The organism is uncultured Aquabacterium sp., from assembly GCF_947366995.1.
Taxonomy (GTDB): Bacteria; Pseudomonadota; Gammaproteobacteria; order Burkholderiales; family Burkholderiaceae_C; genus Aquabacterium.
Map to the genome: position 1 here is coordinate 14,950 of NZ_CANBCC010000012.1, position 21,476 is coordinate 36,425.

The window sequence follows — 21,476 nt, forward strand, 5'->3', positions numbered from 1 at the left end:
TTGCGCGCTCAAGGTGCGTTGCAGGCCGGCTGGTCAAAACAGGGAGTCTCGATGCACCGTTCCATTCAGAAGGCCGCGTGCGCCTTCACACTGCTGGCCTCCATGGGCTCGCTTCACGCCGGCGAAGGCACATTCGGCTGGCTTTACACCCTCGACCTGCAGCCCAAGGGCACGTGGGAGTTCGAGCAACGCCTGCAGTACAACCGTGGCCAGGCGGGCGGCACTTACGACTTCTGGCAGGCGCGCACCGAGGTCGAATACGGGGTCAACGAAAACTTCCAGCTTGCTGGCTACCTCAACACCAGCTACACCAACGCCTACCGCAACTACCCGGCCACGGACGAGTTCCCCAACGGCGAGACCGGTGGCTGGGGTGTGGCCTATCCGGGTGAAGGGCGCTATCGCAAGTGGCGTGTCGAGGGCGTGTCGCTTGAGGGCATCTACCGCCTGACCAACCCGGTGATCGACCCGGTGGGCGTGGGCCTGTATGGCGAGGTCACGCTGGGCACCGTCAAGGACGAGTTCGAAGCCCGCCTGCTGCTGCAATCGAACTTCCTGGATGACAAGCTGGTGCTGGCCACCAACCTCGTGGCCGCGGTCGAGAAGATCAAGTTCGTCGACGGCGAGACCGGCCCCGAGAGCATGTTCGACCTGCTGTTCGGCGCCACCTACCGCTTCGCGAACAACTGGACGGCAGGCATGGAAGCCCGCTATCACAACGACTACTACGGCTACCGTTACCAGACGCACACGCAGCGCGCCTGGTTCGTCGGCCCGAACGTGCATTACGCGCAGAAGGACTGGTGGGTCACGGCCGCGTGGCGCTACCAGCCGACCGGCGGCAAGTGCTGGGCGCCGAACGACGGCGAGTGTTCAGGCCGTCGCGTGTGGGACAGCCACACTCGCAACGAGTTCATCGTCAAGTTCGGCATGCCGTTCTGAGGAGGGCCATCATGCAATGGAAACCGGCCGCCACGCTGGCGCTGATCCCCGTGGCAGCGATCATGGCACCCGCCATCGCGCACGCCAAGATCTACGTGAGCGTGGAGGACACGCAGAAGCGTCTGTATCCCGGCGAGAAGCTGGTGCAGACCCCGATCGCGCTGACCGAAGCGCAGCGTGAACGCATGCGCGAGCTGTCGTCGGTGCGCGAACCCTTCCGCGGCGAGCGCGTGTGGCGCACGGCCAAGGGCGACTGGTTCATCGTCGACGAGGTGGTGGGCAAGCACGAGATGGTGAAGTACGCGCTGGCCATCCACGCCGACGGCACCATCAAGGGCATCGAGATCATGGAGTACGTCGAGTCCTACGGCTACGAGGTGGGCGAGGCCAGCTGGCGCAACCAGTTCGTCGGCAAGACCGGTGCGTCGACCCTGAAGCTCAACAAGGACATCCAGAACATCTCGGGCGCGACGCTGTCGTGCAAGCACCTGACCGATGGCGTCAAGCGCCTGATCGTCATGCACGATCTGGTGCTCAAGGGTCTGAAGTGAAGGCCTGCCGGCCTTACCTTGGCACCTACGTCGAGATCCGGTTGGGCGAGGGGGCCTCTGACGTGGCGCTGTCCGCGGCTTTCGCGCACATCGAGCGGGTGCGGCGCTGCATGTCGGTGTTCGATGCCGATTCGGACGTGAGCCGCATCAACCGCCTGCACCCGGGCGAGACGATCGAGGTCGACCCGTGGACCCACGAGGTGCTGAGCCTCGCTTGCGAGGTGCACCGTGCGTCGGGCGGGCTGTTCGATTGTGGTGTGGCACCACACCTGGCCCGCTGGGGCATGCTGCCATCCGCGGTCGCTGCGGTGTCGGCGTCTTCCATCGCCAGCCTCGAACTTCTGGCAGGCCACCGTGTGCGCACGCGCGCCCCGTTGTGCATCGACCTGGGCGGCATCGCCAAGGGCTACGCGGTGGACCAGGCCGTGACGGCGCTGCAGACGGCGGGTGTGAAGGGAGGCGTGGTGAATGCGGGCGGTGACCTGCGTGTGTTCGGCGAGGCCGAGGAAGACATCTGGCTGCGTGACCCGGCCGAGCCCGAGCAACTGCGCCACGCCGGCACGCTGCGCGACGGGGCATGTGCCACGTCGGCCACATATTACTCGCGCTGCAGCGTGGACGGGGACGAAGTCTCGGCCCTTGTCGATCCGCGTACCGGTGCGGCCGTGCGCACGCGCCAGAGCTACACCGTCGTCGCGCCGCGCTGCGCTGTGGCCGATGCACTCACCAAGGTACTGGCCGTGGCGGGCGAGGCGGGCCATCCCTGCCTCGCCGCCTACGGCGCGCAGTGGGTCGTGCTGTCACCTGTTCCCTGTCTGACATGAGCCATTCCAAACGCAGCCGCATCGGCTTGCTGCCCCGCTGGCAGCGACTGTCCGCCCACCTTGTCTTCACCGTGTGCGCCGTGTCGGGGCTCGGCTTTTTGCTGAAGCGTGAGGTTGGCCTGGATCTGGGCGAGGTGTCGGCCCACAGCATGCTGGTCTGGCACGGTGTGAGTTCGGCGCTCGCGCTGGTGGTGCTGGGATCGGTGTTGCCCGGCCATGTGCGGGGTGCCTGGAACGCCCGGCGCAACCGGGCCACCGGCGTGCTGATGCTGGCCGTGATGGTGGTGCTCATGGCGACGGGCCTGCTGCTGTACTACGGGAGCGAGGAAGCGCGCGACACCACCGTGCTCGTGCACTGGGCGATCGGGCTGGCGGCGGTGGCGGCCTTTCCCCTGCACCTCGTCGTCGGCCGTCACTACCTGGCGAAGATGGCGTTCACGCGCTGAGCCGGATCGTCCGCGGCCATGATCGGCGGTGCGCCTTCCGGGGGCCCTGGTGCTCGCCTTGCCACGCTGGCTGATCTGCCACCCCCGTCCGGGCGGCCGCCACAGGGTGTCGACCCTCCGGGGCCCATGGTAGGCTGACTTACATGCTGTTGCCCTCCAAGACCACCCTGCACCGCTGGCGTTTCTTTCGTGCCGGCGGCTTCGACCAAGTCCGCCTGGACACCGGTGCCGACCTTCTGAACCTGGCCCAGCTCGACCAGAAGCTGTGGGTGGCGCTGTCGTGCCCGACCCAGGGCGTCGAGTTCGACCCACGCACGCTGGCGCTCATCGACGCAGACCACGACGGGCACGTGCGCGCGCCCGAACTGATCGGCGCCATCGACTGGGCTGCCACCCGCCTGAAGTCGGCCGACACGCTGGTTCAGGGCGGTGCGCTGAAGCTGAACGACATCGACGACAGCCACGATGACGGCCGCAAGCTGCTGGCCTCGGCGCGCGGCATCCTGGCCAGCCTCGGCAAGGCCGACGCGACCACCCTGACCGTGGACGACTGTGCCGACGTGGCCCGCATCTATGGCGGCATGGCCTTCAACGGCGATGGTGTGGTGACAGCCGCCGGGCAGGACGAGACGCTGGCCGCCGCCATCGGCACCATCGTGGCGCAAGTGGGCAGCAAGCCCGACCGCAGTGGCGAGGCCGGCATCGACCGCGACGCCCTCACCCGCTTCTTCGACGAAGCCCGTGCGCTGGTCGCCTGGCGTGCCGAGCCCGTGGCCAAGGCCGAACTGCAGCCCCTGGGCGCCGACACCGAAGCCGCGCTGGCCGCGCTGCAGGCTGTGCGCGCCAAGGTCGACGACTTCTTCATGCGCTGCCGCCTGGCGGCCTTCGACCCACGCGCCGGTGGCCTGCTCAATGGCAGCGAAGACGACCTCAAGCGCATTGGCACCCAGGTGCTGGCTGGCGCCAGCGACGCCGACGTGGCGGCCCTGCCCCTGGCCTACGTGCAAAGCGGTGCCACCGTGCCGCTGGCCGGTGGCCTGAACCCCGCCTGGGCGGATGCTGTGGCCGCCATGCATGACCACGTGGTGGTCCCGCTGCTGGGTGCCCGCACCGAACTGAGCGAAGCCGACTGGGCGCAACTCAAGGCCCGGTTTGCGCCGCGCGAAGCCTGGCTGGCCGCCAAGCCGGCCACCGCGCTGGAAGCCGTCGATGCCGACGCCCTGGCCGCGCTCGTGGCCGGTGACGTGCACGCTCGCCTCAGCGCCCTGCTGGATCAGGACGAGGCCGCCGCCGAGCAGGCCGCGCTGATCGCCGATGTGGAGCGCCTGGTGCGCTACGTGCGCGACCTGGCCCGCCTGGCCAACAACTTCGTGTCCTTCACCGACTTCTACACCCGGCGCGACAAGGCCAGCTTCCAGGCCGGCACGCTCTACATCGACGGCCGCAGCTGCGACCTGTGCGTGAAGGTGCTCGACCCGGCCCGACATGCTGCGCTGGCCACGTTGTCGGGCGTCTACCTGGTCTATGTGGACTGCACCCGTGCGGGCCAGAAGGTCAGCATTGCCGCGGCCGTCACGGCAGGCGATTCGGACCAGCTCATGGTCGGCCGCAACGGCGTGTTCTACGACCGCGAGGGCCGCGACTGGGATGCCACCATCACCAAGATCGTGGACCACCCGATCAGCATCCGCCAGGCCTTCTGGTCTCCCTACAAGAAGGTGGTGCGCCTGATTGCCGAGCAGGCTCAGAAGTTCGCGGCCGCCAAGGCCAAGGCCGCCGATGACCTGGCCACGCAATCCGTGATCAAGGCCGGTGACAAGGTCACCACCGTGCCCGCGGCTGCGCCAGCACCCAACCAGCCGCCCGCGGCCTTCGATGTGGCCAAGTTCGCCGGCATCTTTGCGGCCCTGGGCCTGGCGGTGGGTGCCATCGGCACGGCGCTGGCTTCGGTGGTCACGGGCTTCATCGGCCTCAAGCCCTGGCAGATGCCGCTGGCGCTGCTGGGCCTGGTGCTGCTGATTTCGGGTCCGGCCATGGCCATGGCCTACTTCAAGCTGCGCAACCGCAACCTGGGCCCCATCCTGGATGCCAACGGCTGGGCCATCAACACCCGTGCGCGCATCAACATCGCATTCGGCACAGCGCTGACGCAGACGGCCCGTCTGCCCGACGGTGCCGACCGCGCGCTGATGGACCCGTATGCCGACAAGAAGAGCCGCTGGCCCTGGATCGTGCTGGCGCTGCTGGTGCTCGGCTGGATCACTGCCTATGCCACCGCGCCCGAGAAGGTGCACGAGCTGCTGCAGCCTCTGAGCGCCCCGGCGGCGTCGGCGCCCAAGGCCTGATTGATCAGCGCCGTGCGCGCCCCACCCCGTTGCACAGCGCCTGGATCGACGCCTTGGTGGTGTTGGCGTCCACGCCGGCCCCGAAGGTCGAGCGGCCACCCACTCCCACTTCGATGATCGCGCAGGCGCGGGCGCTGCCGTCGTCGTGGGCCGAGGCCATGGCGCGTTCCTCGAAGCCGTGCACCTCCACGTCGATGCCGGCCGACTTGAAGGCCTGCACCGCCGCGTGGATCGGGCCGTTGCCGTGGCCGGTCAGGCGCCGTTCCTGACCGTCGATCTGCACGGTCAGCTCGATGGTCTCGCCGCCATCCTGCTCGGCCACGCGGTGGCCGATGTAGCGCACCGGGTGCGTGCCTTCACCGAGGTAGGTCCGGCCAAAGAGCTGCCAGATGTCGGCCGAGCTCAGCTCGCCACCCTGCTGGTCGGCGACCTCCTGCACCACGGCCGAGAACTCGATCTGCATGCGGCGCGACATCACCACGCCGTGGTCGGTTTCCAGCAAATAGGCCACCCCACCCTTGCCCGATTGGCTGTTGACGCGGATCACCGAGTCGTAGCTGCGCCCGAGGTCGGCCGGGTCAATCGGGAGGTAAGGAACGTTCCACAACGCGCCAGCCTTTTGAGCGGCGAACCCCTTCTTGATCGCGTCCTGGTGGGACCCCGAGAAGGCTGTGAAGACCAGGTCACCCGCGTAAGGGTGCCGTGGGTGAACGGGCAGCTGGGTACAGTGCTCGGCGGTGCGCACCACGGACTGGATGTCGGAGAAATCCAGCCCCGGGTGCACGCCCTGGGTGTAGAGGTTCAGGGCGAGGGTCACGAGGTCGACGTTGCCGGTGCGCTCGCCATTGCCGAAGAGGCAACCTTCGACGCGATCGGCGCCGGCCATCAGGCCGAGTTCGGCGGCGGCCACGGCGGTGCCGCGGTCGTTGTGCGGGTGCAGGCTCAGGATCACGCTGTCGCGGCGGGCCAGGTGGCGGTGCATCCACTCGATCTGGTCGGCGTACACGTTGGGCGTGGTGAGCTCCACCGTGGTCGGCAGGTTGAGGATCACCTTGCGAGCCGGTGTGGCGCCCCAGGCCTCGGTCACGGCGTCACACACTTCGAGGGCGAAGTCGAGTTCGGTGCCGGTGAAGGTTTCGGGGCTGTACTCGAGCTGGATCTCGGTCTCGGGCATGGTGGCCGCGATCTCGCGCACCAGCTTCACGCCGACCACGGCCATCTCGCGCACCTCGTCGCGCGTCATGTTGAACACGATGTCGCGGAAGGGCTTGGAGGTGGCGTTGTAGACGTGGACGATGGCCTTCTTCGCGCCGCGCACCGATTCCATCGTGCGGCGGATCAGGTGCTCGCGCGCCTGGGTCAACACCTCAATGGTGACGTCTTCCGGGATGAGCTGCTCTTCGATGAGCTTGCGCACGAAGTTGAAATCGGTGTCCGAGGCCGAGGGGAAGGCCACCTCGATCTCCTTGAGGCCGATGGCGCACAAGGTCTGGAACATGCGCAGCTTCTTCTCGCCGTTCATCGGCTCGAAGAGCGACTGGTTGCCGTCGCGCAGGTCGGTGCTCATCCAGATCGGCGGTTTGCTGATGACCTGGTTCGGCCAGGTGCGGTCGGTCAAGCCGACGGGCTTGAACGGGGTGTACTTGGTCTGCGGGTGGGCGAGCATGGCGGGGCCTTTGTTCTGATGCGAGGGGCGTTCGTCGATGGGAAGAATCTTATGTGGCCTGCCTTGGAATAGGCTGCCTATTTCGTGCCCTCTTCGCCCTGGTTTTGGCAGAAAATTGCGCCATCAAACGGAGAAACGGCATGATCACCGAACTGACCCGCCACGACCGGCAGATCCTCGCCATCCTGCAGACGGAAGGGCGCATCAGCAACCAGGACCTGGCCGAGCGCATCGGCCTGTCGCCGTCGCCCTGCCTGCGGCGGGTGCGGATGCTGGAGGAAGCCGGGCTGATCACCGGCTACCGCGCCATGGTGGATGCGCGCAAGCTGGGCCTGACGCTGATGGCGCTCATCGGGATCTCGATGGACAAGCACACGCCCGAGCGATTCCAGTCGCTCGAGGCGGTGATCCGAGACATCCCGGAGGTGCTGGAGTGCCTGCTGATCACAGGGCAGCAGGCGGATTACCAGCTCAAGGTGGTGGTGCGCGACATGGACGCGTACCAGCACCTGCTGCTCAACCAGATCACGCGCATCGAGGGCGTGACCGGGGTGCACACCAGTTTCGTGCTGCGCCGCGTGGTCGACCGCACGGCGCTGCCGGTGTGAGCGTCAACTCACCAGATAACGCCCGTTCTTGCGCGGGCCGTGCGCGTTCTTGGCTTCGCGCAGGGCCTTGCAGGCGTCGTGCGGCGTCATGCCGATGGCCCGCAGGAACTCGTCGCGCAGCTCGAGGATGTCGTCGATGGTCTCTTCCGAGGCCTCGATGAGGTAGCCCTCCAGACGCTGCAATTCGTCGATCTGGCTTTCGCTGAAGGTGGGCGTGGCCCAGGTGGGCATGGTGTCGCACGGGGCGAGGCCCCAGGCGGCGGGCTGGCGGTGCACCTCGGCCTCGACCAGGCGGGTGGTCAGGTCTTCCAGGGCCGTCATGCCGAGGTCTTCGGGCAGGCTGTGCTCGATCACCTGGGCCGCGACCACGCGGGGCTCCGCGATGTCGAAGACCACCCGGCACAGCAACTCGTCCCCGTAGGGATGAAGCTGATGCCGCCAGTGCCCTTCGTACAACCGGGCCGGGGCGATGGGTTGATCACTGTCCGTCGAAACATTGCTGAACCGGATCATGGCGCCTTCCTTGTCTGCTGCTCAGGAAACCCGCTTCCATCATGCCCAAACCGGGGCCGCGGCGCTGCAACTAATTTGCGTCAGTGGCCGCGCAGGGCTTTTTGTCACGAACCGGCCGGCTTGGGCTACGCTGTGGGGCTGCGATAGAGGAGCACTTTCAGTGCCCGGTCGGGCGCCACGTCCACGAAAGCGGGCGGATTCGGCAGCCGGCCCTCGAAGATCAGCTCGGGTGCCTCGGCGGCCACGAGGTCCTGCAGAAACGCGGGGCCCAGCTTGGGCGAGTTCAGGCACAGCATGGCGTGGCCCCCCGGCATCAGCAGATCGGGCAGGCGGCGCACCAGGCGGGCGTAGTCCTTTTCGGCCACGAAGCTGCCCTTCTGGTAGGTGGGCGGGTCGAGCACGATGAGGTCGTACGGGCCCCCGCGGCCGATCTTGCCCCACGAGCTGAAGATGTCGTGCGGCAGAAAGCTCGCGTCCTTGCCCAGCCCGTTGAGCTGGTGGTTCTGCTTGCCGGTGTTGAGCGCCCCGGCGGCCATGTCGACGTTGACCACCTGCGCCGCGCCCGCCTGCAGCGCCACCACCGAGAACGCACACGTGTAGGCAAACAGGTTGAGCACCTTGAAGCGCGGCCGGGTGGCGACCGCCTGGGCCACGTGCTCGCGCACCCAGCGGCGGCCCTCTGCCATGTCGAGGAAGAGACCGTGGTTCATGGCGCGCAGCAGGTGCACCTTGAAGCGCGCGCCCTGCTCCGTCACCACGTGGGGATCGGGCACCGTGCCGCACAGCAGGCGCGTGTCGGCGCGCACCTCGTCGCGGTGCTGGAAGACCAGGTTGAGCGGCTCGCCCGGGGCGATGGCGGCCCAGCGTGCGGCCAGCGCGGCCTGCAGCGTGGCCAGTTCGTCGTCGGTGGCGGGCTGGTAGCTGGTCAGCAGGAAGACCGGCGGGTAGGCGTCGAGCGCCCACTGTTCGCACCCGGGGTGGGCGCCGCCGCGGCCGTGGAACAGGCGCTGGGCCTCGGTGGGGGTGGCCGGCAGGGCGGCGATGGCGTCAAGCAGGGGCTGCAGAGGGGTGGGCACGGCGAAGCAAGGGCGGCACAGGAAGCCGCCGATTGTCCTCGCATCGCGTGGCGGGCTAGAAGGTGCCGCGGTACAGCGCGCACGACTGGCACACGGCGGGCGGCGTGTCGCTGGCCAGCGCAGTGCGGAAGGCGGTGGCCACCGGGCCGGCCCACACACCGGGCACATCGGGCGCGCCGGGGCCCGCAGGTGTGCCGAACACATTGCCCAGCGTGGCGCGGTCGGCGGTGGCCACCATGCAGCACGGCAGCATCTCGCCGGCTGCGGTGAGGTAGAGCTGCTCGGAGGGCCAGTTGCACTTCGGCCCGTTGGGCTGTGCGGGCGGAGGCGTGAGCCGCGGCAGGTGGAGCGTGAAGCCGAGCGAGGCGGCGAGCGCCCGGGCTTGCGCGAACACGGCGTCAGCGCGCGGCAGGTCGTCGGGCGTGAGCTCGGCGGTGTCGCAGTACTGGCGGATGGGAATGTAGCGGGCGGGCAGATCGGGCTGGGTCAGGTCGCTCGAGAGGCGCTGCACCAACAGCTCGCGCACGCCGTGGCCATGCAGCAGGCGGATCAAGGCCGGCAGTTCGGGCAGGTTGGCGCGCATCAGCACCATCACGCCCCGCACGTGCAGCGGGCTGGCCGTGGCGTTGCGGGCGGCCACCAGGCGGTCGAGGTTGCGCATTACCTTGTCGAACGAAGCGCCGCGGCGAACGGCCTCGTACACCGGCGCGGTGGCGCCATCGAGCGAGACCGACAGCGAAGCCAGCCCGCTGGTCACGCAGCGCCAGGCGCGGGCCTCGGTAAGCAGCGTGAGGTTGGAGTTGGTGGAGACCTCGATGCCGCGCTGGGCCGCCAGCTCGACCATGTCGAAGAACTGGGGGTGCAGCATGGGCTCGCCCAGGCCCTGCAGGTGCAGGCGCTTGAGCGTGGGCAGCTGGTCGAGGATGGCGGTGAACTGCGCCAGCGGCATCTCGGTCACCACGTCACCGCGGTCGTTGACGGTGCACATGCGGCAGGCCAGATTGCAGCGGCCGATGGGTTCGATCTGCGCGAAGTCGGGCGGCGGGGGCCCGGGCGGGATGGCGGCCGGCACGTCGGGCGTGGCGGTGTGCGCAGGCCGGGTCATCGTCAGCGTCATCGTGGTTCCTTGCTCAGCGGGGGCGGTTGTTCAGGGGATGCGGCATCGGCGTGGACGACACGGCGTGCTCGTCGTCCAGACAGGCGGGCGCGGGCTGCAGCGCATGCGGGCGATAGACCTCGAGCCAGCGCCGCAGCACATCGGGCGGCACGGGGCGGCGCTCGGCCAGCACCCAGGGCAGCGCGCGCAGGGCCTCGCGCAGCACCGCGCCGATGAGGCCGGCGGCCCGCGCCTCGCGCAGGATCTGGCGCGACTCGCTGAGCGCCCAGCGCCACGGCAGGCGCAGCCAAGGGATCCACAGCCGGTTGCGCAGTGTGACGAGGCGCCGGTGGCTCGCATCGCGTGCGGCCGATGGGTGGTGGTGCGTGACCACCTGCGGCGCATACGCGATCCAGCCGCCGCGGGCGGCGAGGTCGAGCGCCATCAGCACCTCTTCGGCGCCGAGGAAGAAGCGGGGTTCGTAGCCGCCCACCGCGCGAAACGCGTCAGTGCGCATCACCACCGCGCCGGCCATGAAGCTGACCAGCGCGGGGCCAGGCAAGGGCGGCCCGGGCGGCGGCGTGACGGGGCTGCGGGCCATGGCCTCGCAGGCCGGGTCGAAGCGGTTGTCGGGCCCCACCAGCACGCGGGCCGACAGGGCGACCACGCGCGGGTCGGCATCGAGCACGGCGGTGGCGGTGGCGAGGGCGCCGGGCTCCCACCAGGTGTCGTCGTCGCAGAAGGCCACGTAGGGCGTGGTGACCTCGGCCACGCCGCGGTTGCGGCCAGCGGCGCCTTCGTTGCGCGGGCAGAGCACCAGCCGGGCCTGGCCCCAACCGGGGATGCGGGTGGGATCGACTGCCGGGCTGGAGGCGTTGTCGACCACGATGACGGGCGGCTGCTCGGGCAGCGCGGCCAGATGCTGAAGCATGCGCGCGAGCTCGGTGGGACGGTTGTGGGTGAGCACGACGATGCTCACGCGGGGGCGCGCGGGCGCGGGGTCGTGGCGGTCGTCCATCGAGGGCTCCTTGTGAACGCAGGGTCGCCAAGGTGGGCAAGCGGTGTGCCGTGCAGCAGATGTGTCACACCGCATGAGCCACACGGGCCATGCGCGTGTCATGCCGGCGTCGTCATCACCGCGACACACGGCCGCTCCACCATCGCGCCCCGCTGTAGTCCCTTTTTTGCAGAAACGATGTTGTCCCCCTTCGGCGCGCTCATGAACCCTCCCGCTGCCTGCTGCGCAGCCAATGAGCACGGCGTGGTGGCGTCGCTGCTGGCGGACCGCTCACTGCGCGCGCACTTCCAGCCCATCGTGCGGCTGGCAGACGGTGTGGTGTTCGCACACGAGGCGCTGGTGCGCGGGCCGGTGGGCACGCCGCTGCAGCAGGCGGATGCGCTGTTCAAGGCCGCTGCCGAGGAAGGACAGACGCTGAGGCTGGAAAACGCGTGCGTGGCCGTGGCGCTGAAGTGCTGGTCTGCCCATGCGGTGGGCGGCAAGCTGTTCGTCAATGTCAGCGCCGACGCCATGGTGAGCTGCCTGCAGCACACCGCCTTGCAGGAGCGGTTGGCCGCCATGCAGGTGCTCGGCGTGCCGGCGGCGGCGCTGGTGCTCGAGATCACCGAGCATGAACGCGTGTCCGACGTCGGCCGGCTGGTGGGCGCAGTGAACGACCTGCGCTCGCACGGCATCCAGATCGCGCTGGACGACTTCGGCGACGGGCGCTCCAGCCTGCGTCTGTGGTCCGAGCTGCACCCGGACTACGTCAAGATCGACAAGTACTTTTCCAACGGCCTGTCACACCGTGCGGAGAAGGTGCAGACCATGCAGGCGCTGGCCCGCATCGCCGAAACCTTTGGCACACAGCTGGTGGCCGAAGGCCTCGAGACCGTGGACGATGCCCGCGTGGCGCGTGACCTGGGCATCCACCTGGGCCAGGGCTACTTCTTCGGGCGGCCGGCTGCCGAGCCGGTGGCCGTGGTGGCCGAGGAGGCCCAGCGCGATTTCGGGCGGGCCAGCGTGGCCGTGTTGCCGCACCGGCCGAGATCGGTGCGCAGCGACTTCACGGTCGAGCGCATCACGCTGCGGCAGCCTGCGCTGGACGTGAGCGCCACCCACCTGGATGTGGAGCGCTGCTTCCGCGCCGACCCCACGTTGCAAAACCTGGCCATCGTGGAAGAGGAGCGGCCCGTGGGGCTGATTCACCGCAGCAACTTCATGGACCAGTACGGCAAGCCCTTCTTCAGGGAACTGTACGGGCGCAAGTCGTGCATCGTGGTGGCCAACACCGCACCGCTGGTGCTGGACAAGCACACCGGCATCGCGCAGCTGACCGACGTGCTGACCTCGGAAGACCAGCGCTACCTGCGCGACGGTTTCATCGTGACCGAGCAGGGCCGGTACATCGGCGTGGGCACTGGCGACATGCTGGTGCGCTCTGTGACCGAGATCCGGGTGGAGGCCGCACGGCATGCCAACCCGCTCACCTTCCTGCCGGGCAACATCCCCATCACCGAACACGTGGACCGCCTGCTGGCGCATGGTGTGGAGTTCGTGGCGGCCTATGTGGACCTGAACAACTTCAAGCCCTTCAATGACCAGTATGGCTACTGGCGCGGGGACGAGGTGATCCAGCTGGCTGCGCGCGCCGTGGTGGCCCATTGCGACCCGCGGCGCGACTTTGTGGGCCATGTCGGCGGCGATGACTTCGTGGTGCTGTTCCAGAGCGAGGACTGGCTGCACCGTTGCGAGGGCATCGTGGCGCAGTTCAACGACACGGTGCAGACGCTGTACGACGAGGCGGACCTGCGCGCGGGCGGCTTCGAGGCGGAAGACCGGCATGGCGAGCTGCGGTTCTTTCCGCTCACCACGATGTCGATCGGCGTGAAGCGCGTGCGACGGGGGCAGTTCACGCGGGCGGAGCAGGTGGCGTCGGCGGCGGCAGAGGCCAAGCGGGCGGCCAAGCGGGATGGGGTGGGTGTGTTGATTCAGTGAGGGGGTCAATAGCGGAAGCCGAACTGGTCGCAATGCCACTTCAAGAACCCTGGATCTGGCTTAAACCGCTCGGGCATGGCGATCGTCATGCCTTCATAGGCAAACAAGCTGGACTCCATGAATGCATTTCTGGCGGCGGCTTTTAGCGTCGGCGAAATCAGCACGCGGTAATCCGGCGATACCGCGATCAACCCTTGGTCAAACGCTCGGTCATGCAGTGCAGACAAGCACAAGCCGTTCTGTGGGTTCAAGCGGTTGTTGTGATCTTCGCTCCAGGGGACGATGTGGCTGGCTATTAGCAAGCGTTCTTCAGACAGTCCGCTGATGCAGCACGCGCCGTGATAGCTGTTCAGCACCGCACGCCTGAACAGGTGTTGATTGGCTCGAACGCGCACCAGGGCCGTTCGGGTTCGTCCCTCCAAGTGTGTCCAGGCTTCCGGCTCCTCGTTCTGCTCCGCTGTTGACAGATCGCCCATCAGTCTCGCGTAGCAGTCTTGCGCGGCCATGGCTGTGGTGTCCCAATCACCTTTCAGGTCGCTCCACACCGCGCGATCCAGCGACGAGGCGCCTGGCAGACCTTTGCGGCCACTGGCGGTGATCTGAGGGTCCAGGCTTGCCAAGTTGGTGAGCTTCATGGCCACAGAACTCGGTGTGCGCCCCATCTTCGCGGCCAAGGCTTTGATGTCGGCATTGCCTTTGTGCAGCTGACCAAAGCTCAGTTGCGTGTACAGATGCAGCGCAGCCAGTACCTCATCGCGTGTCCAGTCCCTCCTCACAAGCTTCTCCCCGGCCTCTTGAACACCTGCCCCTCATGCCACTTCAAGAACTCCGCTTTCGGGTAGTAGTCCTTGCTCTGAGGCAGGATGATCCCCGCGCCATGGAACCCCAGCAGCATGCTGCGTGACGCCTCACCGGCCACGGCGTGCTGGCTGAACACCAGGCTGTAGGTGTCGGGCAGGATGGTGAACGCGCCCAGGTCGAACACCTTATGATGCAGCGCGCACAGGGCCAGGCCGTTGGGCTCGATGTCGGGGCCTTGCGCCTGGAACCACTGGATGTGCGCAGCCTCCAGCCCGGCCGACACGTTGCCGATGCGCAGGTCGAAGCCGCACACGCAGCAGCGGTACTCATAGGCGCGCAGCACACGTTCCCGGAAGGCCGGGTCGCGCCTCGCGATCTTGCGTTGTGAGGTGCTGCCGTCTTCCACCGGCACACTGAGATCCAGCCCCAGCGCTTGAAGGATGTCGCCGTGCAGCGTGTCGGGGAAGTGGGCGTCGAGCAGCTGGTGAGCCAGTTGGGCGCGCAGAGCCGGGTCCTGGCGCAGCGCAGCGTCCACCTCGGGGGCAAAGCCGGCCGTCACGCTCGGTTCGCGCATTTCGGCCAGATTCGGCGTGGCGGCGGGGGCCCGGTTCAACAGGCTGCTTGGGCCATCGAGTCGCCACAGACCGTCGGTCTGCAGATGCCAGAAGGGGTTGTGCGGCGTCTTGGGCGCGCTGCTGGGGCCGAACTCGGTCAACAACTGGCGCAGCGTGCCTTCAACCTCACCAAAGTGCATGGTGCGTGGAAGTCCTTGCGCAATGCGGGCCAGGGCCAGCAGGATCAGCAAGGGCTTGTGGACGGCGCGTTGCGAGCCGCGCTGGAACACGCGGATGCGCTCGAAGGCTTTGAGGACGTCTTGACTGCTCAGGCTCATGTGAAGCGTTCAGGCTCGGCACACCAGTGCATTCAACCATGTCTGCGCCCCGCCCGGACGCTGATCGGTCGTGAGCCAGGTCTCGACACTCGATACATGGGGCAAGGGCTTCAGCCATTCGGGCAGTAGCGCCTCGTCGCAGTCGGTGAAGGGGCGGCCCAATGCGTCCATGCGTTCGATCGGTTGACCGGCGTTGCGGTGTTTGTAGCTGGCGTACACGAACCCGCCCGGCTTGAGCAGTCGCCACAGGCGAGACCACGCTTCTGGCTGATCACGCCTGGCCACATGCAGCAGGCTGGCGCAGGCCCATATGCCATCGAACAGGGTACCAGCGGGCAGCCCCAGCTGAGCGGCGTCCGACAGGCTCAGAAAGTGAGCGACCTGGACCTGCAGGCCGCTGTGTTCGGCTGCGAGGCGTGCCAGTTCGGGGCTGGCATCGAACGCCGTGACCTGATAACCCCGATCCTTGAACGCCCGGGCATCACGCCCCGAGCCACACCCCGCATCCAGAATGTGCCCGCCTGCCGGGATGTTGTGCAGAAACCGCGCGTGCAGCGGCCCCATGTCGACCCCCACGGTCGCTTCAAAGAATGTCGTCGCGTGGTCGTTGTAGTACTGGCTGGTCTGGCTCATCGAACACGGCCACGCACATCGGTGCGCGCCCCTCCCTTCACGCATTCTAGGCAAGGGCAATGCACCGCCCGAATACCCTTTGCAGGGATACTTGACGGGTTTCATACGCCTTCCGACGAAGGTTTAATCGGGCTCTCCACCATGTCCATCGCCACGCTTTTCGCTGCCTCTTCGACCTTCGAATCGGCCCGGCAGGTGGCGGTGCTGCATGCCGATCACCCCGCACGCCGCCTGCATGGGCACAGCTTCACCGCCAAGGTGCGGGCCGCGCTGGAGCCGGGATGGGCGCCCTGGCCCGGTGGGGATGTGAGCGAACTGGCCGGCTTGCTCGGCGCCTGTACCGCCCAACTGGACTACCGGCATCTGAACGAGCTGCTGCCGGTGCCGACGGACGAGAACCTGGCCCGCTGGGTGCGAGATCAACTGCAGGTGTCGGTGCCTGGCCTGGAGCAGGTCGGCATTCAGTCGACCTCGGACCAGGGCGTTGATCTAGATGCGAACGACCACGCGCACATCTGGCGACGCTACCGCTTTCAGTCGGCCCACAAGCTGCCGAACGTGCCTTTCGGGCACAAGTGCGGGCGCCTGCACGGGCACGGCTTCGAGGTCATCCTCCATGCCAACCAGGATGCAGGCGGCCGAGACCTGTCGATCGACTACGATCACCTGGACGCGCTCTGGGCGCCGTTCCATTACCAGCTCCATCACAAGTACCTCAACGCCATCGAAGGCCTGGAGAACCCGACCAGCGAGGTTATCGCCGGTTGGCTGTGGCAGCGCCTGAAAGCGGTGCTGCCGGAGCTGTCCTGGGTGACGGTGTATGAGACGGGCTCGTGCGGTGCCAACTTCAACGGCCACGATTACCGCATCTGGAAAGAGATGACGCTCGACAGCGCCCTCTTTCTGCGCAATGCGCCTGCCGATGACCCGCTGTCGCACATCCATGGCCACACGTACACGATGCGCCTGCACCTCTCGGCGCCGCTGGACCAGGTGCTGGGCTGGACGGTGGACTTTGGGGACGTGAAAGAGCGCTTCAACCCCATCTTCAAGGCACTGGACCACCACCCTCTGCACGAGCTGCCCGGGCTGGAAGACTGCGATGCGGGCTCATTGGCACGCTGGGTTCTTGCAGAGGGGCGACGGGCGTTGCCGCAGATCGACCGTGTCGACATGTATGAGACCCGTGGGTGTGGGGCCATCGCATTGATGGACGGCGATGGCCCGGCGTTGCCTGTCTGAAGTTGTGAGCCGCCCTGGCGCTTGACATCGGACATTTGGACCATGTTGAACCCGCTGAACGGGCCACCTGCGTTCTGTGCCGTGTTCTAAGCTCGTTGATCTTGTTTGTTCGAGTTTGTTGATCCACGCGAGCCCTTTTCAGCATGGCGATCTTTCCGCAAGGCCTGACCCGCGTCGACAAGCGCTGCAACACCGGCGAGCGCCGTGTTCTGCATCAGCTCAAGCGTTGCCTGGAAGACGATTACATCGTCTGGCACGACATTCCCATCGGCCCCAAGGCCCGCCAGCCCGACTTCGTGATCCTCAGCCCGCGCTGGGGTGTGCTGCTGCTGGAGGTGAAGGACTGGAAGCGGCAGACCCTGATCAAGGCGAATGTCGATCAGGTCGAGTTGCAGACGCCGCACGGGCGCGTGACCGACGGTAGCCCCATGCGCCAGGTGCGGGACTACACGATGGAGTTGGTGAACCTGATGCAGGCCGATCCGCAGCTTGTGCACGCGGATGGGCCGTTTCAGGGCAAGTTGTTGTTTCCGTATGGCTGGGGCGTGGTCTTCTCGGGCATCACGAAGGCGGCGGCCGGCGAAGACTTCCACGAGGTCTTTCCCGAGTTCAAGACCCTGCTGCGCGACGACCTGGAAGAAGACGTGGACCCGGGCGACTTCCAGATGCGGCTGTGGGGCATGTTCACGGTGAACTACCCCTACACGCTGACGCTGCCGCAACGGGACCGCATCCGCTGGCATCTGTTCCCCGAGATCCGGATGCAGTCGGCGCAGCCCTCGCTGCTGCCGGTCGATGAGCCGGGGTCATCGGCGGGGGACCTGCCCGATCTGCTTCAGGTGATGGACCTGCAGCAGGAGCAGATTGCGCGCACGCTGGGGGCGGGCCACCGGGTCATCCACGGCCCTGCGGGCTCGGGCAAGACCATGATCCTGATCTACCGCGCGCAGCAGCTGGCGGCGGCGGCGCAGCCGGGCAAGCCCATCCTCATCCTTTGCTACAACCGCTCGCTGGCCGGGCGCATCGAGGCGGTGCTGCGCGAGCGCGGCGTGGACGAGCGCGTGCAGGTGCGCACCTTCCATGCCTGGTGCCAGGACATGGTGGACACCTACCAGGTGAATGTGCCCGGCGTGAAGACGCGCGACAACGCTTACTACGCGGCCCTGGTGGGCGCGGTAGAGCGGGCGCTCGAAACGGGCCTGGTGCCCTCGGGGCAGTACCTGGCGCTGCTGGTGGACGAGGCGCACGACTTCGAGGAGTCGTGGCTGCGCCTGTGCACGCAGCTGGTCGACCCGCTGACGCGCAGCCTGCTGGTGATGTACGACGATGCCCAGTCGATCTACCAGAAGAAGCGGCGCAGCCGGTTCACGTTTGCCGGTGTGGGCATCGAGGCGCAGGGGCGGCGCACGCAGGTGCTGAAGCTGAACTACCGCAACACGCGTGAGGTGCTGAATCTGGCGGTGCGGTGCGCGGATGCCTTGCTGCGTTCGGAAGACGAGACGAGCGATACCGCGACGGTGACGCCCACCTCGGCCGGCCGCTCTGGGCCGCCGCCGGTGCTGGTGCGGGCGCGTTCACCGCTGGAAGAGGCCGAGCTGATTGCGCAGCGCATCGTGGGTCTGCTGGCCGAGGGGGTGGCACCGGACGAGGTGGTGGTGTTGTGCCGCACCCGGCAGTAGATGGCCCCCATCGAGCGGGCCCTGCGCGCGGCCAGGGTCCCGATGCAGTCGATGAACGAAGAGGGCTTCAGGCGCTTCAACTGGCGCAAGCCGGCGGTGCGGCTCATCACGCTGCACAGCGCCAAGGGGCTGGAGTTTGCGCACGTGTTCGTGGTGGGTCTGCAGGCCCTGCCCTACAAGGGCGAAAGCCTGGAGGAAGAGGTGCGGCTGCTGTACGTGGGGATGACGCGGGCGACGCAGACGCTGACCCTGTCGGCAGCGGGGCGCTCGGTGATGGTGGATCGGGTGGCGTCGGCGATGGAGGCCGAAGCGTAGCCGCCTCTTTCAGTCACATCGCCCTTCTGCCGATATCCCACGGAGCACGTGGATGACCCGCGCGCCTCGCCCATCAATCCGGACTGCACATGACGACACGCGATCTACCCGCCCGCTCCCGGCCTTCGGCCCGTTCCATGTGGGCCACCGGGTTGTTGGCGTTCTGCCTGTCGCTGGCCTCGACCGGTGCGTGGGCCATGCAGGTCTTCGTGAAGACGCTCACCGGCAAGACGATTGCGCTGGAGGTCGAGGCGAACGAGACGATCGAAAACGTCAAGGCGCAGATCCAGGACAAGGAAGGCATCCCGCCTGATCAGCAGCGGCTGATCTTTGCCGGCAAGGTGCTGGAGGACGGGCGCACGCTGGCGGACTACAACATCCAGAAGGAGTCGACCCTGCACCTGGTGTTGCGCGTGGCGCCTCGCACGCCGCTCACCGACAGCGTGTCGGTCCGTCAGCTGCTGGCCGCCCAGGTCCAGGCGAGCCATCGTTTCACGCTGACGCAGCTCGGTCATGTGTGGCAGCGGTTGGATGCAGCAGCGGGCGGATCGGGCACCTGGATGGCCGGCAGCGCGGGGCATGGGCGCACGCGCGGTGAGGGACGCGATCCGGCGTTCCATACACAGGGCCTCACCTGGGGCGTGGACCGCCCTGTGCAGGCGTGGGCCCGGTCGTGGCGCGTGGGGCTGGCCGTGGGCCTCGGGCTGGACCGGGTCGACACGGATGCGCAGGGCTCGGCGCTCGATGCCCGGCAGACGACAGGGATGGCGTACGTGCGCCACGGGGTGCCCGGTCAGCTGCAGATCGATGTGCTGGTGGGCCATGGCGTGTCGACGTTCAAGAGCGAGCGCGTGTCGGATGTGACGCAGACGGCGCGGCGATCGGGCCGGGTCAATGTGGCCGCCGTGCAGTTCAGCCAGACCGCCCTCTGGGGCCGGTTGGGGTGGCAGCCGAATGTGAAGCTGATGGCCACCGAGACCACGCTGGGGGCCGCCACCGAGGTGGGCTCTGCACAGGCCGTGGCCTACGAGCGCAGCCGCTTCAGCAGCCAGGGGGCCTCGGTCGGCATCCAGCTGTTCACCGATGTGCCGGTGGCTGTCGGGGTGTTGCGGCCGTCGCTGGCTCTGCAGTACGGGCGCCAGAACCAGCGCGACCTCAGGCAGGGGGTGCGCTACGCCGACGCGACCGACGGCAGCACCGATGCCACGCTGGTGGTGCAGGGCCTGCCGCGCGAGAACTGGTCTGCGACCGCCGGACTGCGCTGGCAGGTGGGGCCGGCCGTGATGGCGCAATTGCAGTGGGTGCAGGCCGGCGGCGCCGACCAGTACCGATCGCAGGCGGTGCGGCTGGGGGCCTCGATGGCGTTCTGAGCCCGCTCAGTGCGTGTGGCTCAGCAGGCGGCGCCGGGTCTTCTCGATGTTGCTGCGCAGGGTGTAGAGCTCGTCGGCATGGGCCAGGGGGATGTTGATCTGGCTGGCCACGCGGTCGAGTTCGTCGAGCTCGTCGAGCAGTTCCTGAACCGGGACGGGTTGCGCTTCCATGCGCGCTTCGACCTCCCGCAGCCGCGCATACCAGCGGAACACGCGCTGGCGCACGCGGTAGGTGTAGAGCGGCGGTACCACGCGCGACAGCGGCAGCAGCAGCACGATCAGACCGCCGATGACCAGCCACATGCGTTCGAGCAGGTTGCTGGCCCAGAAGGGCAGAAAGCGCTGCCAGAACGGCGGGGTGCCGTTGATGGCGCGGTCGCCTTCGGGGCTGACGGGCAGTTCGCTGGTGCGGGTGTTGGGGAAGTCGCGCGCGCGGTTGAACCAGCCGGCGCCGCCGTGCAGCTGCTGCGCGGTCTGCGCGAACAGCTGGCGCAGCGCGGGGTGGGTGTCTTCGCGGGTCAGCAGCGCGGTGGTGGCGGCCAGCAGGCCGATGTCCTGCCGGGGCAGGTCGCGGGCGAGGTCGACCATGCCGCGCGGCAGCGTGACGGTCTGCAGGAAGGGGAAGCGCCGTGCCAGGGCATCGGCCTGTGGCAGGTCGGCCAGCGCGATGCCGGGTTGTTGCAACAGGCGCTGCACCACCGGCGATTCGGGCGCGGTGACGAGCACCAGCGCATCCAGCTTGCCGGACAGCAGTGCCTGGGCCGCCACCTCGGGCGCGAACTGGCGCTGTGTGAGCGCGCCGGTGTCGAGCCCGTTGGCCTGCAGAAGGCGACGCACCAGTTCGGGCACACCGCTGCCTGCTTGGTCGATGTTGACGCGCAGGCCGCGCAGCTGGGTCAGCGAGGTGAACGCGGGCGGCGGCCCGCGGCGGCCGGGTCGTTGCAGCGCCGCGGGGCGATAGAACAACCACACGGGTTCGTAGAACAGTGCCCCCAGGGACATGAGCCCGGCGTCTGCATCGGCTGCGGTGTCATCGCTGCCGCCGCGCACAAAGGCCACGTCGGCGCGGCCCTCTCGCAGGGCCAGCAGGTTGCCGGCCGTGCCTTCGGTGGTGAGCAACTGCACGTGGATGCCGTCGCGTTCGAGGGCACGGGCATAGCGCTGGCCGAACTCGGCGTAGGCACTGCCGGCCGGGCCGGTGGCCAGCGTGACGGTGCGTGGCGGTTGCGGATCCAGCCACCAGTAGGCGGCGGCCAGCAGCGCGCCGGCCAGCAGCATCACCGGGCCCGCCGAGGCCAGCATGTCGCGGACGGACAGCACCCACAGGCGGATGGTGAGCCGCAGGCGTTGGGTCACAGGGGGGCGGATGTCGGCCATGGACGGTGGTGCGTGCAGATCGGGGGCTGCTCATTCTAGGTAGCGCGCGGCCGGTGGGCGTCCCCGCCGATATAGTGCGGCACACAACAAACACGATCAGGAAGG

20 protein-coding genes are annotated in these 21,476 nt (G+C 67.9%); 11 read left to right on the plus strand and 9 right to left on the minus strand.

Annotated features, from left to right (window positions below):
- Positions 1 to 51: 51 nt before the first annotated feature.
- The 5 genes from Q0Z44_RS05395 (at position 52) to Q0Z44_RS05415 (ending at position 5,108) form a co-directional block, all read left to right on the plus strand.
- Positions 52 to 942 carry a DUF6662 family protein gene (locus Q0Z44_RS05395; protein ID WP_298011119.1) on the plus strand — a complete coding sequence of 297 codons (891 nt, stop codon included), beginning with the start codon at positions 52 to 54 and terminating at the stop codon, positions 940 to 942.
- An 11-nt stretch (positions 943 to 953) separates the two neighbouring features.
- Positions 954 to 1,493, plus strand: a complete 540-nt coding sequence (locus Q0Z44_RS05400) for an FMN-binding protein (protein ID WP_298011120.1) — start codon at positions 954 to 956, stop codon at positions 1,491 to 1,493.
- Positions 1,490 to 2,317 (plus strand): FAD:protein FMN transferase, encoded by an 828-nt coding sequence (locus tag Q0Z44_RS05405; protein ID WP_298011121.1) that lies wholly within the window; start codon positions 1,490 to 1,492, stop codon positions 2,315 to 2,317. Before Q0Z44_RS05400 ends, Q0Z44_RS05405 begins: the two co-directional genes overlap by 4 nt.
- Positions 2,314 to 2,763 carry a hypothetical protein gene (locus Q0Z44_RS05410; protein ID WP_298011122.1) on the plus strand — a complete coding sequence of 150 codons (450 nt, stop codon included), beginning with the start codon at positions 2,314 to 2,316 and terminating at the stop codon, positions 2,761 to 2,763. The genes Q0Z44_RS05405 and Q0Z44_RS05410 overlap by 4 nt, the downstream gene beginning before the upstream one ends.
- Positions 2,764 to 2,906: 143 nt before the next feature.
- A complete protein-coding gene (locus tag Q0Z44_RS05415) occupies positions 2,907 to 5,108 on the plus strand; it encodes a hypothetical protein (protein ID WP_298011123.1) in 2,202 nt (733 codons plus the stop codon).
- A 4-nt stretch (positions 5,109 to 5,112) separates the two neighbouring features.
- On the opposite strand, the gene leuA is transcribed toward Q0Z44_RS05415, so the two are convergent.
- Positions 5,113 to 6,774, minus strand: a complete 1,662-nt coding sequence (leuA, locus tag Q0Z44_RS05420) for a 2-isopropylmalate synthase (protein ID WP_298011124.1) — start codon at positions 6,772 to 6,774, stop codon at positions 5,113 to 5,115.
- A 143-nt stretch (positions 6,775 to 6,917) separates the two neighbouring features.
- Between leuA and Q0Z44_RS05425 the strand changes: the two genes are divergently transcribed.
- A complete protein-coding gene (locus tag Q0Z44_RS05425; RefSeq protein ID WP_342755639.1) occupies positions 6,918 to 7,382 on the plus strand; it encodes an Lrp/AsnC family transcriptional regulator in 465 nt (154 codons plus the stop codon).
- A 3-nt stretch (positions 7,383 to 7,385) separates the two neighbouring features.
- On the opposite strand, the gene Q0Z44_RS05430 is transcribed toward Q0Z44_RS05425, so the two are convergent.
- The 4 genes from Q0Z44_RS05430 to Q0Z44_RS05445 form a co-directional block, all read right to left on the minus strand.
- Complete coding sequence (locus Q0Z44_RS05430; protein WP_298011125.1) at positions 7,386 to 7,895, minus strand: hypothetical protein; 510 nt, start codon at positions 7,893 to 7,895, stop codon at positions 7,386 to 7,388.
- Between the two features lie 125 nt (positions 7,896 to 8,020).
- A complete protein-coding gene (locus Q0Z44_RS05435) occupies positions 8,021 to 8,959 on the minus strand; it encodes a class I SAM-dependent methyltransferase (RefSeq protein ID WP_298011163.1) in 939 nt (312 codons plus the stop codon).
- A 67-nt stretch (positions 8,960 to 9,026) separates the two neighbouring features.
- The gene (locus Q0Z44_RS05440; RefSeq protein ID WP_298011126.1) at positions 9,027 to 10,088 is read right to left on the minus strand and encodes a radical SAM protein; all 1,062 of its coding nucleotides are present in this window, start codon (positions 10,086 to 10,088) and stop codon (positions 9,027 to 9,029) included.
- Between the two features lie 13 nt (positions 10,089 to 10,101).
- Positions 10,102 to 11,085, minus strand: coding sequence for a glycosyltransferase (locus Q0Z44_RS05445; RefSeq protein WP_298011127.1), 984 nt, complete (start codon positions 11,083 to 11,085; stop codon positions 10,102 to 10,104).
- Positions 11,086 to 11,286: 201 nt separating this feature from the next.
- On the opposite strand from Q0Z44_RS05445, the gene Q0Z44_RS05450 reads away from it, so the two are divergent.
- Complete coding sequence (locus tag Q0Z44_RS05450; protein ID WP_298011128.1) at positions 11,287 to 13,062, plus strand: EAL domain-containing protein; 1,776 nt, start codon at positions 11,287 to 11,289, stop codon at positions 13,060 to 13,062.
- 5 nt (positions 13,063 to 13,067) lie between these two features.
- Here the strand turns inward: Q0Z44_RS05450 and Q0Z44_RS05455 are convergent, their stop codons facing one another.
- Genes Q0Z44_RS05455 through Q0Z44_RS05465 form a run of 3 tightly spaced genes read right to left on the minus strand, consistent with a single transcriptional unit; the run spans position 13,068 to position 15,388 of the window.
- Positions 13,068 to 13,838: an HNH endonuclease gene (locus tag Q0Z44_RS05455; protein ID WP_298011129.1), complete on the minus strand. Its 771-nt coding sequence runs from the start codon at positions 13,836 to 13,838 to the stop codon at positions 13,068 to 13,070.
- Positions 13,835 to 14,755 carry a phosphorothioated DNA-binding restriction endonuclease gene (locus Q0Z44_RS05460; RefSeq protein ID WP_298011130.1) on the minus strand — a complete coding sequence of 307 codons (921 nt, stop codon included), beginning with the start codon at positions 14,753 to 14,755 and terminating at the stop codon, positions 13,835 to 13,837. Before Q0Z44_RS05460 ends, Q0Z44_RS05455 begins: the two co-directional genes overlap by 4 nt.
- A 9-nt stretch (positions 14,756 to 14,764) precedes the next feature.
- Positions 14,765 to 15,388, minus strand: coding sequence for a class I SAM-dependent methyltransferase (locus tag Q0Z44_RS05465; protein ID WP_298011131.1), 624 nt, complete (start codon positions 15,386 to 15,388; stop codon positions 14,765 to 14,767).
- 141 nt (positions 15,389 to 15,529) lie between these two features.
- Here Q0Z44_RS05465 and Q0Z44_RS05470 point away from each other — a divergent pair, with 141 nt between their 5' ends.
- The 4 genes from Q0Z44_RS05470 (at position 15,530) to Q0Z44_RS05485 (ending at position 19,994) form a co-directional block, all read left to right on the plus strand.
- Positions 15,530 to 16,630: a 6-carboxytetrahydropterin synthase gene (locus Q0Z44_RS05470; protein ID WP_298011132.1), complete on the plus strand. Its 1,101-nt coding sequence runs from the start codon at positions 15,530 to 15,532 to the stop codon at positions 16,628 to 16,630.
- Positions 16,631 to 16,773: 143 nt separating this feature from the next.
- Positions 16,774 to 18,309: an NERD domain-containing protein gene (locus Q0Z44_RS05475; RefSeq protein WP_298011133.1), complete on the plus strand. Its 1,536-nt coding sequence runs from the start codon at positions 16,774 to 16,776 to the stop codon at positions 18,307 to 18,309.
- Entirely contained in the window at positions 18,310 to 18,624 is a 315-nt protein-coding gene (locus tag Q0Z44_RS05480) for a 3'-5' exonuclease (RefSeq protein ID WP_298011134.1), read from the plus strand.
- An 89-nt stretch (positions 18,625 to 18,713) separates the two neighbouring features.
- Complete coding sequence (locus Q0Z44_RS05485; RefSeq protein WP_298011135.1) at positions 18,714 to 19,994, plus strand: ubiquitin-like protein; 1,281 nt, start codon at positions 18,714 to 18,716, stop codon at positions 19,992 to 19,994.
- A 6-nt stretch (positions 19,995 to 20,000) separates the two neighbouring features.
- Here Q0Z44_RS05485 and Q0Z44_RS05490 read toward each other — a convergent pair whose 3' ends face one another.
- Positions 20,001 to 21,371, minus strand: a complete 1,371-nt coding sequence (locus Q0Z44_RS05490; RefSeq protein WP_298011136.1) for a TAXI family TRAP transporter solute-binding subunit — start codon at positions 21,369 to 21,371, stop codon at positions 20,001 to 20,003.
- Positions 21,372 to 21,476 lie beyond the last annotated feature (105 nt).